Here is a 12,824-nt window from a genome sequence, read left to right as displayed (position 1 = left end):
CATAAGGTATACTTTTCGAGACAGTAATACAAGATGTCGAATATTATCAAACCAAGTACAGTCTGGCTGTACTTTTTTAATGTTAGGCTGTTTTACTAAAATTCACACAAAAAAGCATAACCTTTAGAACCCAATTTCTGGTAACTTTAGGTTATGCAATATATTCTCTTAATTAACGTCTTACAATATGCTCAGGCAACACAACACAGCCGCTTTTGCCATGCTTAACCGCCTCAATCAATACCCCATGCGGATGTTCCTTATTTTCATCCCGAATCAGCTGCATGGTCTTCATTTCTAATTCAACTTTTCTTAAACCGCATAATAAATCCGTTAACCGGTCACAGCGGTGAACCAAATAAAATCTGCCGTTCTCTTTCAGACATTGACTCACTTTCGCCGCCAATGTTTCAAAATCCAAATTTGTTTCATGACGCGCGATTCGCTTGGCCAATGACTCATTCAGCTGATCTTCATGTGTAACCCTGAAATAAGGCGGATTACAGACAACAACATCACAGGGTTCACATTCAAACGTCGCCGCATCCGCACAGCAGATCATTGAATTAGTCAGTTTATGATATGCCAAATTCTTTTCCGCAAGCTCACAAGCTTCCTTTTGAATATCAACACCGATCAGCTTACCCTTGGTATATTGTGAAGCATAGAGTAACAAAGCCCCGTTATTGCAGCCAATATCAAGCACTGTATCATTCTCTTTGACACGCATAAAATGACCCAGCAAGGCAGTATCCGTATTCATCCTGAACATATCCCGGCGCTGATATAAATAAATATCAGTACCCGGCAAATAATCAAAACTAAGCAGGTTGTCCATTCACCCAAACTTCCTTACTAATATGATAATCAATCAAATCATGCAGCAGCTTGATCGACGCGTTTAATTCACGTTCATTCATTACTGTTACTGTCTCAAAGGTTTTCTTCATAATACTTGCAGACACATCATATTCATTACTCAGATACTGAGCCCACTGATCACTTGATTCCAGCTGCTTGCTGTTTAAAATACCTTCTACGATTACAATAGATACAATCTCACCATTCACAACCACAGGAATCGCCACTTTAATAATACCGGCATGACAAGAATAAATATATTCTTTTTTAGTTTTCAATATAATATCAATTGCTTCTGCCGCGCATTCTTCACATAGCTTCACTGCCTTTGTTGAAATCTTCAAACATTTACAAAAATAATTCTTTTCTGAAGGACTATTCAAATCTTCTTTATTCAATACCATGTAACTTCTTAAACCAGTAATTTTTTGATAATCATTCATTGCGTTCTGAATACTTTTGTTAATTTCCATATGAGCCCCCTTGCATTTAAGCTGTTTTTTTCCATCTCTTTTTATTCTATCAAATAAAGCGTCGTTTCTCAATGGCAATAGTATCTTTTATAAATCTTATTTTTAAGCTATAATAGCTTGTATAACTGAAAGAAGGTAAAATATGCAAAGCTTGATACAGCGTTATTTTGGTCCCAAAGATTTTTATCAGCGAACCGCGAGAGTCGCTATTCCGCTGGCTCTGCAGCAATTGCTTTCATCAGCCATGGGAATCGTCGATACCTTGATGGTATCCTGGATTGGCATGGTTACCGCCGTAGGGACTGCCGCACAGATTGATACTTTATGCAGTATGATTGCTTATGGTTCAATTGGCGGTACCGGTATGTTTTCATCACAATTCTATGGAGCCAAAGACTATCGGAATTTAAAACGTGTTTTTGGTTTCTCCATTGTACTTGGTATGATCAATGCATTATTCTGGCTGGTGGTTTCCATGTTCTTTGGTGAATTTATCTTAAGATTCTACATGGATGATCCGCAAATTATTCAGAATGGACTTCTATATCTGAATATCGCCATGTTTTCATTTGTACCCAGCTGCATCAGTTTTGCATTCAGCTATATTTACCGCAGTATCCAAAAAGCATCAATTCCATTAAAGGTCAGTATTGTATCTATGCTTGTCAATGCCGGATTAAACTATGCCTTAATTTTCGGTGTCGGGCCGTTCCCGGAAATGGGTGTCCAAGGCGCGGCTTTAGGTACAGTTCTGGCACAATGCTTTGCGGTAGCTGTTTATACGATTCACGGCTTTATTACTAAACAGCCCTTCCTTGGTTCATTCACTGAAATGTTTAGCTTTGACCGAAACTTTGTAATGCCTATTTTACGCAAAATTGCGCCGCTTATTTTTAATGAAACTTTATTTGGTTTTGGTTCCACTTTATTTGTCAAGGCCTTTGGTGTATTAGGCACACAAGCCATGGATGCCTATTATGTCGGCAACCAAATCAGCAATGTTTTTCTATTTGTAGTCTATGGCTATGGCAATGCGATCTCAGTTTTATTGGGCGGTATTCTCGGTCAGGGCAAGATTGAAGAAGCGCGCCGTGAGGGTGATTATTATTGTGGTCTGTCAGCGATACTGGCTGTAGTGCTCGTAACCGCGATGATTGTCTTCGCCGGTCCGATGGTTTCGATTTTCCAGCTTCAGGACCCGGTGGTTATTGGATATGCCGAAGCCTTGGTAATGGTATTCGCGGTTAAAATATCAATGCGGCTTTTTAATTTCATGATTTTCTCAGTGCTGCGCTCCGGCGGTGATTCAAAGATTATTTCCGTTCTTGACAGCGGCATCATGTGGGTAATCGGCATTCCTTTAGCGTTTATCTGTGTTCATCTCTTTAAGATGCAGGATATCGCCTTAGTATTCCTCGTTGTTCAATTAGAACAGCTGGTACGTCTGGTCATTGGCATGAAACGCTTTAACAGCGGCTTATGGGCCAATGATTTAACCTCCCTAATAGCATCATAGGTGATACCGATCGGTACCACCTATTTTTTAAATTATTCAAATTGTCCTAAAATGATATTTACCCGCAGCAAATCAGCGGGTTTTATTTTAAGCGTCAGCCTTTCATTGCCGGTACCGCCAAAGACAAAATCATGCTTTAAAAGCTTTTTATCAAAAATACAATCAAGCCCTAAGCCTGCCAACGGAATCGTGCCAATATCATAACCGGTTTCTTCTTTAATCACTTTTCGATCAGCTAGTTTTAATTGTATAAAACCAAATTGACGCTTTAATTCATCAAAGTTCAGTTTACCATGCTGAAAAGACACAATACAGCCAAGCAAGCCCTTTTCACTTTGCAAGACCAACATTGGTGCGGCCTTTTCAATTGGATAATACTGCTTGGCATCGGCTGCTGACAAAATCGGTTTATCTTGGGCGATCAGTTCATAACAGCACTTATGCAGATCAAGAATCTGCTGGATTTCACCGATATTCATTAGTTAATTTGATTATATAATTCTTCAAAGCTGCCCTGCCACTTAACCTTGATTTCTTTGCCATGCTTATTAATCAGACAATCCGTAGTCAGATAACAGGGTACGCCTAATGTCTCAATGACACCGTCTTCATCAAGGTCATTGCCAATCATGATACAGTCTTCCGCCTGCAGCTGGAAACGATCCATGATTTCTTTAAAATAAGCAGGATTGGGCTTGCTGAAAGAACTGTTCTCATAGGTTGTAATCCATTCAAAATCCTCTGGATCACAGCCCGCCCAGCGAATCCGCTGTTGTGTCGCAATCCTTGGAAATAACGGATTGGTTGCCAGAATGACCTGATAACCCAAGGTTTTGCATTTCTTTACCATCGCGTCAGCTAATGGAATCTTGGCAGCTAAAGAAGCGCAGTTTTCAAATTCATGGGTATAAAATGACAAAAAGTCTTCTTCGACATCAGCGAGCTGATAATTGGAATATTGTGTAAACACATGCCAGAATACTTCCTCATTGGTTGCTGAACCATTATTTTTTATCATGGCTTCTAAGCCAGCGCCTAAGCCCTTCATGACCCGCTCTACATCATAGCCCTTCTGTCCGAAGGTCTTACCTAAAAGCTTAAAATATGCTTTCACAAATTCATCGATATCCATATGCAGCAATGTGCCGTCTAAATCAAATAATACTGTTTTCATGCTGTTCCTCATTTCTTTTTAAAAAGATTATAACATAAAATCAGTCACTGTAAGCTGATCAATTCGATCAAATGCAGTTTTCATCTTATCGATTCCTAAGGTCATCGCAAAGCGTACAAAGCCTTCTCCGCTCTTACCGCTGTCATCTCCAGGCAGAACAAGAATATGTGCTTTCTTTAAAAGCCGCTCACAGAATTGCTTGCTGGTGCAGCCAGTTTGGCGCACATCTACAAATAGATAAATACTTCCCTGCGGTTTTATCGCAGATAAATATGAACAGGCATTGATCCGCTCATATGCATAGCGGCAGCGCTTTTCAAATTCAGCTTTAAGCAAGGGCTGGATCTTATCCCGCAGCTGTAAGGCATGAATCGCAGCCCATTGTGATGGTGCCGGTGCTGAATATACAATGGCATCATTGATCTTTCTGACAATCTGAATCAATGATTGATCCGCCGCGATATAGCCAATACGCCAGCCAGTCATGCAATAATCCTTGGAAAAAGAAGATACCGTAATAGTACGCTCCCGCATTCCTTGATAACTCATGATTGGTGTAAAGGCCGTTTCATATGAATAAAGCGTATAGATATCATCGGCAATCACAATCAGATCGTGCTGAATAGCAAAATCAGCCAGCTGCTGCATTTCATCATTAGAAAGGCACACACCGCTAGGATTGCACGGTGTATTCAATATTAAAGCCTTTGTTTTTTCACTGACACAGGCGGCAAGCTGCTGAATATCCAATCTGAAGCCCTTGTCTGGATCACTTGGACAGCTTACAACACGGCCGCCAGCCAGCTCCACCTGTTCCTTATATAATGAAAAATACGGTTCTAACAACAGCACCTCATCACCAGGATCTAAAATAGCCATTAAAGCCAACACCATCGCATGACAGCCGCTGGTGGTAATCATAATTTCCTCAGGTGTCACCTTTAAATTATAGGCTTCCGCATAAAACTCACCCAATAATTCTCTAAGCTGTAAAAGTCCCTGTGAATCTGTATAATGAGTCGCACCTGCTTTCACATCCTGAAAAGTTTGTTCAATGATTTCCTGATCGGTATTAAAATCCGGATCACCGATACTGAAGTTAATCAGATCTGCCATATGATCTGCACCCTTAATCGCTTCAGCAATTACACTGCCTTCACAATTTTCTTGAAATCGCTTCGCGAAATGATATTTCTCCATAGTTCTGCCTCCAAAATACAACAAAAGCCCATCAAATTCCGATGGACTTCATTGTCTCATTGCTAATAATATAGCACAACCAATCATGCTTGTACAAGTTCTAATATTGACAATTATACGCATAAATGCTATATTTTACCCATAAATCATAAAATATGATTGAAAAACTGAAAGGATACAGCCCTTGGACATACACGAGCGATACGAAAAAAGAATCCTTTAAAGAAATCATGCGGAGCATGAATTTTTGTTTATTTCAGTTTTACATTTAATATAGGAGGATGATTATTCATCATGGAAGATGTACCCTTATCGAGTTTACTCATTGTTTTAATTCTCTGCGTTTTGTTTTCAGGTTTCTTCTCAGCAACTGAGACAGCCTATTCAACCTGCAACAAGATTCGTCTGCGTCAGATGGCTAACCGCGGAAATAAACGAGCAGAATCCGTTCTTGAATTCTGTGAGACTTATGATAAACTGATATCGACTATTCTCGTTGGCAACAACTTTGTCAACATTCTTGCTACTACTGTAGCAACCGTATTATTTACAGCTTTATTTTTAAATAATGGGCCATCCATTTCAACAGCTGTAATGACTATTGTAATTTTATTATTTGGTGAGATTACACCAAAAACCATCGCTAAAGAATATGCCGATGAGTTCGCAATGTTTGCTTATCCGCTGCTTAAATTTATCTTTGTGATTCTTACACCGTTTACCTTTATTTTCAATTTATGGCAGAAGCTTGTTATGCTGCTGTTTAAATCAAGTGACAAGCAGGGTATGACCGGTGAAGAATTAATTACGATGATTGAAGAAGTTGAAAAAGACGGCAACATTGAAAAAGAAGAAAGTGAATTGATTCGTTCCGCGATTGAATTCAGCGATGTTGACATTGAAGATATTTATACACCAAGAGTAGATGTTATCGCGGTTGATATTGATGATACATTAGATGAAATCACAGAAAAATTTGAAGAAAATCATTTTTCAAGACTGCCGGTTTATAAAGATACGATCGATAATATTATCGGTTTTATCCATCAGCGTGATTTCTATGAATTAGATAAAGAACATGAAGCTCTGACCTCAATCATTCAGACACCATTATACTTGCCGCTTACAACACCGATTTCTGATGCCTTAAAGCAGCTTCAAAAAAGCAAGGTGCATCTGGCGGTTGTCTGTGATGAATTTGGCGGTACAGCTGGAATTATTACCTTAGAGGATATTATTGAAGAGCTGGTTGGTGAAATCTGGGATGAACATGATGAAGTCGTCGATGAGATCATTCAGCTTGATGAAAAGACTTATAAGATTGCCGGAACAGCTAATATAGATGATATCTTTGACTTATTTCATCTTTATGAAGAAGATATTTATACTTCCAATACGCTGAGCGGATGGATTATTGAGTTTTTTGAAAAGATGCCGTCGGTGGGTGAAGAATTTGATTTTAAAACAATGCATATTAAAATTCTTGAAGCTGATGACCGCAAGATTAAGTGGGTTCAAATCAATGAGCAGGAATCATTGGATGAAAGTGAAAAGAATGAAAAAGACTAAAAGCGCCGAAAAGCGCTTTTTATTTTGTGTTATTGATTATAAATATTTAACTTATTCAGCGTTCAATTTGCCGGCTTTCTTTCATCGCATACATTTGGGCATCGGCCTTATTCAATAGCTCTTCATATCGGAAGGCATCCTGCGGATAATCGGCACAGCCATAGGAAACGCCAAGAAATTTCAGCTTTCGCTTTTTAAATAGCGGCCATTCATAAACAGCTAAACGTTCCAGAATTTCAGTCTTATCACTTAATTGTCCAAGATAGATAAACTCATCCCCAGAGATGCGGTATATATTCTCTGAACCGCTAAACAATCTTGATAGCTCTTCACTGAATAGCTTCAGATACTGATCACCCTGAAGATGGCCATAGGTATCATTAATCTCTTTAAAGCGGTCAAGATCCATGAAAAGCAGGAAGAAAGCCGTATCCTCATGCAGACGCCTGTCTAGTTCAATTAAAAGACTGTTTCGGTTGCCAAGCTCAGTCAACGCGTCCCGCATCGCCAGTTTCTGCAGAGAGCCCACTGTTTCATAATTACGAACGGTATCATAAAGCAGAATATAGGTACGGTAACTGTTAACTAACAGAATTATCATAATCAGAAAGTTAAATACGCCGCCAGCTTGCATAACTAAGGAGAAATTAACCATGACCGCGGTTAAAAACCAACTGATGCTTAATGATCGTAAAGAGCGGTATGTCTCCGCCGAGGTATGATGCAGGATATAAAGAAATTTATCCTGAACCAGCCGCCAAAAGCGTCTGACCGTAAAAAGATAAATTATTGACTGCAAAGTAAGGGCTATGATTTCAAAATAGGCTTCATCAAACATCTTCGCAAAATTAACACTGATAGAAAAACAAAACATCGTATAAATCCATGAGGTACAAATTACAATAAGGATATAATCAATGGATTCTTCAAATACCCAGCCAGCGGGAATCAGGTATAAGAAACCAAAAAGCACAAACAAACCATTCCCATTGCCATAGATACCTAATGCCTTGATAATAAAAATCGCTGAAGATATTACCAAAAAGCTCCATAATACAAAGACAGCTATGACAATAGGTCTTGTCTTCTTACGTGTGCAGCACTTTCCGGTTGTAATCATATTGATGCAGATCATCTCTATAACCACCAGCATTTGCAAAATAAATTGTACCATGTGCATCAGCTCCCCTATTTACTTTAATTTATTTATTAAAATTCACCCGCCGGCATTCAGCAGTGTTTTTAGGCTTGCCAACAATTTTATCAAAATTCTTATGAGTATTTTTCTTTTTTGCCTGACGTATCTGTTCAAGCAATTCCTTAGCACTTTTCTTTTCCATTCTTTCACCTCCTATAATAAATATGGCAGAAACATGGTTGCCAGTCCCAGAAAGAAGAAGAAGCCGAGAACATCCGTTACCGTTGTCACAAAGACCGCGGAAGCTAATGCCGGATCAACATGCATCTTCTTTAATAAAAGCGGAACAAAGTATCCAGCCATCGTAGCAGCAACCATGTTTAAAAACATCGCGACACCGCAAACCAAGCCAAAAATCATTTTCCCCTGAAAAATCAAACCAATAATACACATCAGTAAACCAATCACAACACCGGTTATAAGACCGACACCCAGCTCTTTAAATAAGATGCGCCGGGCATTATCACCGGTCAGCTCACCCAACGCGATACCACGCACGATAATGGTCAAAGACTGGGTTCCGGCATTGCCGCCCATTCCCGTTACAATCGGCATGATCGTCGCTAAGGCGACAACCTGAGAGATCGTGCCTTCAAAAGCGCCGACCACAGAGGCCGCTAAAATGGCGGTCAGAAGGTTTACCATCAGCCATGGCAGACGGGAACGAATTGACTCCGCCAGCGTGCCATCGACACGCTCTTCACCGGAGACACCACCTAATTGGTGAATATCTTCGGTATTCTCATCCTGAATGATCTGAACGATATCATCAACGGTAACGATACCCAGCATTTTATTTGTTTCATCAACAACCGGCATCGTCACAAAACCGTATTTTTCAAATTTATGGGCTACTTCTTCCTGATCCATATTCACATCAATCGATATGACATGGGGATTCGTAATTTCTGAAATTAACGTATCAAAGGGTGTTGATACAAGCTCTCTTAAGGAGATAACGCCCTTCAGAATAAAATTCCGGTCAGTAACAAATAAGTAATAGGAGGATTCCATCTCCTCTTTAATAGACTGCAGATATTCCAAGGTTTTCTTTACTGTCTTATTCTCCCAGATAGCAATAAATTCAGTAGCCATAATACCACCGGCGGTATCTGGATCATAAGCGAGCAGCTGTTTGACATCTTCCCTGTCCTCATCGCTCATCTTATTTAAAACATCGTCTAATTCTTCATCTTCCAAGGAACCGACTAAATCGGTTAATTCATCGGAAGACATTTCTTTTAAAACTTCACTTTGCTGATAATCAGATAATACTTTTAAAATTTCATACTTTTCTTCTTCATCTTCCTCATCAATCAAGTCAGCCACAAAGGATTCCGGCAGCCGCTTTAAGATGGTTTCAAAATTAGCGTCATCATCCTCATGCAGAATTTCAAGAATATCAGCCGGATGGATATGCTCCAATTCATGATTTAATTCTTCGCTGCTCCCCTTCAGCAACAATTCGCGAAGCAGATTTTTACTTTCTTCAGGTGTCACGTTTCCCTCTCCTATCTGAGTGTCCAGACCGTGATTTAACACCGGCTGGGTTTGCTCGTACTTATTTCATCTGGTTCAATTTGCAATCGCTCGGGTACTGACGCATCCATACCGGCCACCTCTTTTCCTTATCAACTTTTTTATTATAACACTTTTTGCTTTCGCTGAGAGTTTAAATTGCAGCTCCCCGCAGTCTTCTTAATTCTGAACTAAGCGCAAGCAGTCTTTTTTCTTCATAGTCCTGAGCCTTTAAATACAGAAAGGCTTCCATCAATGTATCATTCAATTTTTTAAGATTCTCTACCTTTGATGGATCAGCAGATTCACAGTTTTTCATTTCTTCCCGCAATTCATCAATGGCTTTAAAGAGACGATGATCTTTCATTACTTCATCAAAGAAATCAATAAAATACCAGTTGCGGTTATGTTCAGTCAGCATTGCCATTACACCGCTGAAGCGGAAATGCTTTTTCAATTCATCGGCGAACTGATCTACCTCCGCATCACTCAGATTAGCAAACAAAAGCAGCTCCTCATCAAAATCTGATTCTGCCAGCGGCCGATCCTCATATGGAAAATCAGGCAGTTGCGCAGCCGCGCCGATTTTCTGATTCAAAAGCCTTTCATTTAGTTTGACAATTGCGATATTTTGTTTTGCAAGCAGGCTTTCAATTACCTGTTCATGCTCCTTGCTTAAGTTATAGACACAAACTATTTTCTTCATATTCCTTTTCTCCTTCCCACCAGATGATTACCTCAACATCAAGCGCCATGCGAATCGCCCTTGCGGCTGCCGCTGTTTGTTTGCTGCAATGCGTTAACAGCAAGCAGGAAGCCGTTTTGTTAAACCGGCTGATCAGCTGTTTAGCTGCCTTGATGAAAGCCGCCTCATCGATTGGATCATTTATCTTACACTGACAATATTCTGCGCTGAATGCCGCCGGATATGCAGCCTCAGCAAAGCTTTGACCATAAGCGCTCATGGAAAGCACCGCGATACCTAATGTCATAAAATCAACCAAGCTTGGTTCATGGTCACGATCAACCTTAAAGGGGTGATTGTGATTTCCATCCGCTTCTATCAGCATCAGATCACAAAGCGGATAAAGCTGCCTTAAACATTCCTTTGTAAAGCCTGTAACACCCCGCAGAGAGTCATGCACACAGGCAATGACATTTTCATGCATTAATGCTTTTTGAACTTGATTAACATCTTCCTTTTCAACAATCATGCAAGCCGGCCGCTCCATATGTACCGTCGTAGATACAATGACTTTGCGATCCTTATATTTATCCATCAGCAACCTGATCAGAGACGTTTTGCCACCCGCCCCGATTACGCAGATACACTGACGTTTAATCATCAAAGTCGCAGCTCATCAATAGTTCCAGCTGAGCATCGGCATCCTTCAGCACCCGTTTAGACTGCTTGAGAATAGCCGCCTCCACACTGTTGCGCGCCAGCCGCCCATTGCCGCCGTCCCGGCCTTTTTCAAGCTGAACCGCCGCATAACGCTTGGCGAGCAATTCACATGCTTCATCATCGATAACATATCCTTTGCCTTTCGCAATGGAACAGGCGATTTGCACAAGCTCCTCACCGGTATAATCATTAAATTCAAGGATATTGGGAAATCTTGATTTCAAGCCGCTGTTTGCCTGCAGGAATTCATTCATCTCTTTCGTATAACCAGCCAAGATAACAACCAGATTATCGCGGTGATCTTCCATTTCTTTAACTAATGTATCAATCGCTTCATGACCGAAGCTGTCATCTTTACCCCTGACTAACGCATACGCTTCATCAATAAACAACACGCCGCCTAAGGCTGACTGAATGATTTCACGCGTCAGCGGAGCCGTATGTCCGACATATTTGCCAACCAGATCAGCCCTTGTCACCTCGACCAGCTGACCGCCGTTCAATACACCGATCGCTTTCAGATAACGGGCACAGATGCGCGCAATCGTCGTTTTACCTGTACCTGGATTGCCGGTAAAAATCATATGCATGCTTAACGGTGAGGTTTTTAAACCCTTGCTGCTGCGCAGCCGCTGTACATTCACATGATCTTCAATCGCATAAATATATTCCTTCACATTATCCAAGCCGACAATGCCGCTCAATTCTTCTTTAACTGAGCGCAGTTCTTCATCATTATCCATAGCTTTTATAAGCTCAATCACATCATCGCCGATGACCGCTTTTAAATCAGGCTCCGCTTTTAAGGTAACGGTTCCTATCTTTTCCGGATTCAGTAAAGCAAACTGTGACAAGGCCTTGTATACATCATCAAGCAGCTGCTGCAAAGAAGGCACACCTAAAGCAATCCGATAATAAGTGGCTGCCGCCTGCATAAAGCTGTCTTCAAAGATCAAATCAAAACGCAGATATTTCATAGCCTTATGCTTTAATGCCAAACATAACTGAGCCAGTATCTGTTCAATGTCTGCCGCATCTAAAGCTTTAGTCACACATATATCATTCACGGAAGCCATAAATTCTCTGCCTAAGATAGAACCCAGCGATTCCGGCTTCTGTTCAGTGATAAATACTAAATATTTATCCTTAGCACTAAAACTTGATACCGCGCTTTTCACTAAAGCATTACCCGCCTCAACAAGGGAATCCTTTTGAATTGCATAGCGCTTATTCAAAGGCGCACTGCCGCTGAAGGCCAATGATGCCAGCAGCTTTAAATAACCGGGATAGGCTTGTTCTAAATGTTCAAAGGCAATGATTGAGCCTTCCTTTTTTAAAGCCGTATACAAATCCTGAAGAAACAGCTTTTCTTCATTGCTGGTCGGATATTTACTCAAATCGATAAACGCGACTTCATCAACACTTAACAGCCGCTGTTTTTTCATCCCCTGAGCCATCAGCTTCAAGGCTGTATGCCGGCCGCTGCCTTTTAATGATCCGATAATAATATTATTTTTAACCTTGCCCTCACCCATGACTAAAGGCCGTTTAAAGGCTAAAATCAGCGCATCAATAAAGGCGTCCTGACCAATCAAGGCATTCTTTAGCTCAGCTGCGATGCTTTGAAAACGCTCTAGCTCATTCACCGGCAGCGAATCCTCACTCACTAAACCAAAATCACGTTCAATTTCTTTATTGATCCGATCAAGATCCGCATCCAAAGTATGCAGCTTTAACGCTTCAATCTGCTCCTCGTTGGATCGTATCAGCGCCTCTTTTTCTTTTTGTATCGTTTCCAGATATTGCTTGGCCTTAGAAGGTGTCGCAGCCGAAGCCGAACCTCTGATGCCCGCTAAAATATCATCAAAATCTTTTTTCATAATTTCACCAGCCTGTCGTTAAAATTGTAT

The 12,824-nt window shown here is 40.6% G+C and carries 13 protein-coding genes; 2 read left to right on the top strand and 11 right to left on the bottom strand.

Annotation, left to right across the window (positions count from 1 at the left end; all coding sequences use genetic code 11):
- Nucleotides 1-172 precede the first annotated feature (172 nt).
- Nucleotides 173-838: a tRNA1(Val) (adenine(37)-N6)-methyltransferase gene (locus DAHG_RS01095; RefSeq protein WP_022936470.1), complete on the bottom strand. Its 666-nt coding sequence runs from the start codon at nt 836-838 to the stop codon at nt 173-175.
- On the bottom strand, nt 822-1,334 hold the full coding sequence (locus DAHG_RS01090) for a PocR ligand-binding domain-containing protein (protein WP_022936469.1): 513 nt from the start codon (nt 1,332-1,334) through the stop codon (nt 822-824). Before DAHG_RS01090 ends, DAHG_RS01095 begins: the two co-directional genes overlap by 17 nt.
- 142 nt (nt 1,335-1,476) lie before the next feature.
- Between DAHG_RS01090 and DAHG_RS01085 the strand changes: the two genes are divergently transcribed.
- Nucleotides 1,477-2,850: an MATE family efflux transporter gene (locus DAHG_RS01085; RefSeq protein ID WP_022936468.1), complete on the top strand. Its 1,374-nt coding sequence runs from the start codon at nt 1,477-1,479 to the stop codon at nt 2,848-2,850.
- 32 nt (nt 2,851-2,882) lie between these two features.
- Here the strand turns inward: DAHG_RS01085 and DAHG_RS01080 are convergent, their stop codons facing one another.
- Genes DAHG_RS01080 through DAHG_RS01070 form a run of 3 tightly spaced genes read right to left on the bottom strand, consistent with a single transcriptional unit; the run spans nt 2,883 to nt 5,224 of the window.
- Entirely contained in the window at nt 2,883-3,329 is a 447-nt protein-coding gene (locus tag DAHG_RS01080) for an aminoacyl-tRNA deacylase (protein ID WP_022936467.1), read from the bottom strand.
- Entirely contained in the window at nt 3,329-4,024 is a 696-nt protein-coding gene (locus DAHG_RS01075) for an HAD family hydrolase (RefSeq protein ID WP_022936466.1), read from the bottom strand. The genes DAHG_RS01080 and DAHG_RS01075 overlap by 1 nt, the downstream gene beginning before the upstream one ends.
- Nucleotides 4,025-4,051: 27 nt before the next feature.
- The gene (locus DAHG_RS01070) at nt 4,052-5,224 is read right to left on the bottom strand and encodes an aminotransferase class I/II-fold pyridoxal phosphate-dependent enzyme (protein WP_022936465.1); all 1,173 of its coding nucleotides are present in this window, start codon (nt 5,222-5,224) and stop codon (nt 4,052-4,054) included.
- A gap of 294 nt (nt 5,225-5,518) precedes the next feature.
- Here DAHG_RS01070 and DAHG_RS01065 point away from each other — a divergent pair, with 294 nt between their 5' ends.
- Nucleotides 5,519-6,793 (top strand): HlyC/CorC family transporter, encoded by a 1,275-nt coding sequence (locus DAHG_RS01065; protein WP_022936464.1) that lies wholly within the window; start codon nt 5,519-5,521, stop codon nt 6,791-6,793.
- A 55-nt stretch (nt 6,794-6,848) separates the two neighbouring features.
- Here the strand turns inward: DAHG_RS01065 and DAHG_RS20340 are convergent, their stop codons facing one another.
- The 6 genes from DAHG_RS20340 to DAHG_RS18365 all read right to left on the bottom strand — a co-directional run bounded on the left by DAHG_RS20340 (nt 6,849) and on the right by DAHG_RS18365 (nt 12,794).
- Nucleotides 6,849-7,967 carry a GGDEF domain-containing protein gene (locus DAHG_RS20340; RefSeq protein ID WP_022936463.1) on the bottom strand — a complete coding sequence of 373 codons (1,119 nt, stop codon included), beginning with the start codon at nt 7,965-7,967 and terminating at the stop codon, nt 6,849-6,851.
- Nucleotides 7,968-7,995: 28 nt separating this feature from the next.
- Nucleotides 7,996-8,133: a hypothetical protein gene (locus DAHG_RS21630; RefSeq protein WP_022936462.1), complete on the bottom strand. Its 138-nt coding sequence runs from the start codon at nt 8,131-8,133 to the stop codon at nt 7,996-7,998.
- 11 nt (nt 8,134-8,144) lie between these two features.
- Nucleotides 8,145-9,491, bottom strand: coding sequence for a magnesium transporter (gene mgtE, locus DAHG_RS01050; protein WP_022936461.1), 1,347 nt, complete (start codon nt 9,489-9,491; stop codon nt 8,145-8,147).
- Between the two features lie 172 nt (nt 9,492-9,663).
- On the bottom strand, nt 9,664-10,215 hold the full coding sequence (locus DAHG_RS01045; RefSeq protein WP_022936460.1) for a DUF3783 domain-containing protein: 552 nt from the start codon (nt 10,213-10,215) through the stop codon (nt 9,664-9,666).
- Nucleotides 10,190-10,855, bottom strand: coding sequence for a selenium cofactor biosynthesis protein YqeC (gene yqeC, locus DAHG_RS01040; RefSeq protein ID WP_022936459.1), 666 nt, complete (start codon nt 10,853-10,855; stop codon nt 10,190-10,192). Before yqeC ends, DAHG_RS01045 begins: the two co-directional genes overlap by 26 nt.
- Nucleotides 10,848-12,794 carry an AAA family ATPase gene (locus DAHG_RS18365; protein ID WP_022936458.1) on the bottom strand — a complete coding sequence of 649 codons (1,947 nt, stop codon included), beginning with the start codon at nt 12,792-12,794 and terminating at the stop codon, nt 10,848-10,850. The genes yqeC and DAHG_RS18365 overlap by 8 nt, the downstream gene beginning before the upstream one ends.
- Nucleotides 12,795-12,824 lie beyond the last annotated feature (30 nt).

The sequence above is a fragment of the Dielma fastidiosa genome, from assembly GCF_000313565.1.
GTDB classification, from domain to species: domain Bacteria; phylum Bacillota_I; class Bacilli_A; order Erysipelotrichales; family Erysipelotrichaceae; genus Dielma; species Dielma fastidiosa.
This window is presented reverse-complemented; position numbering and strand designations above follow the sequence as displayed.

Bases quoted from the DNA above. Each gene is read 5' to 3' on its own strand.
- DAHG_RS01045 (WP_022936460.1), bottom strand. From the start codon at position 10,215: ATGAAGAAAATAGTTTGTGTCTATAACTTAAGCAAGGAGCATGAACAG.
- DAHG_RS01065 (WP_022936464.1), top strand. From the start codon at position 5,519: ATGGAAGATGTACCCTTATCGAGTTTACTCATTGTTTTAATTCTCTGC.
- DAHG_RS21630 (WP_022936462.1), bottom strand. From the start codon at position 8,133: ATGGAAAAGAAAAGTGCTAAGGAATTGCTTGAACAGATACGTCAGGCA.
- DAHG_RS18365 (WP_022936458.1), bottom strand. From the start codon at position 12,794: ATGAAAAAAGATTTTGATGATATTTTAGCGGGCATCAGAGGTTCGGCT.
- DAHG_RS01085 (WP_022936468.1), top strand. From the start codon at position 1,477: ATGCAAAGCTTGATACAGCGTTATTTTGGTCCCAAAGATTTTTATCAG.
- DAHG_RS01075 (WP_022936466.1), bottom strand. From the start codon at position 4,024: ATGAAAACAGTATTATTTGATTTAGACGGCACATTGCTGCATATGGAT.
- DAHG_RS01070 (WP_022936465.1), bottom strand. From the start codon at position 5,224: ATGGAGAAATATCATTTCGCGAAGCGATTTCAAGAAAATTGTGAAGGC.
- DAHG_RS01080 (WP_022936467.1), bottom strand. From the start codon at position 3,329: ATGAATATCGGTGAAATCCAGCAGATTCTTGATCTGCATAAGTGCTGT.
- DAHG_RS20340 (WP_022936463.1), bottom strand. From the start codon at position 7,967: ATGGTACAATTTATTTTGCAAATGCTGGTGGTTATAGAGATGATCTGC.
- DAHG_RS01095 (WP_022936470.1), bottom strand. From the start codon at position 838: ATGGACAACCTGCTTAGTTTTGATTATTTGCCGGGTACTGATATTTAT.
- DAHG_RS01090 (WP_022936469.1), bottom strand. From the start codon at position 1,334: ATGGAAATTAACAAAAGTATTCAGAACGCAATGAATGATTATCAAAAA.
- yqeC (WP_022936459.1), bottom strand. From the start codon at position 10,855: ATGATTAAACGTCAGTGTATCTGCGTAATCGGGGCGGGTGGCAAAACG.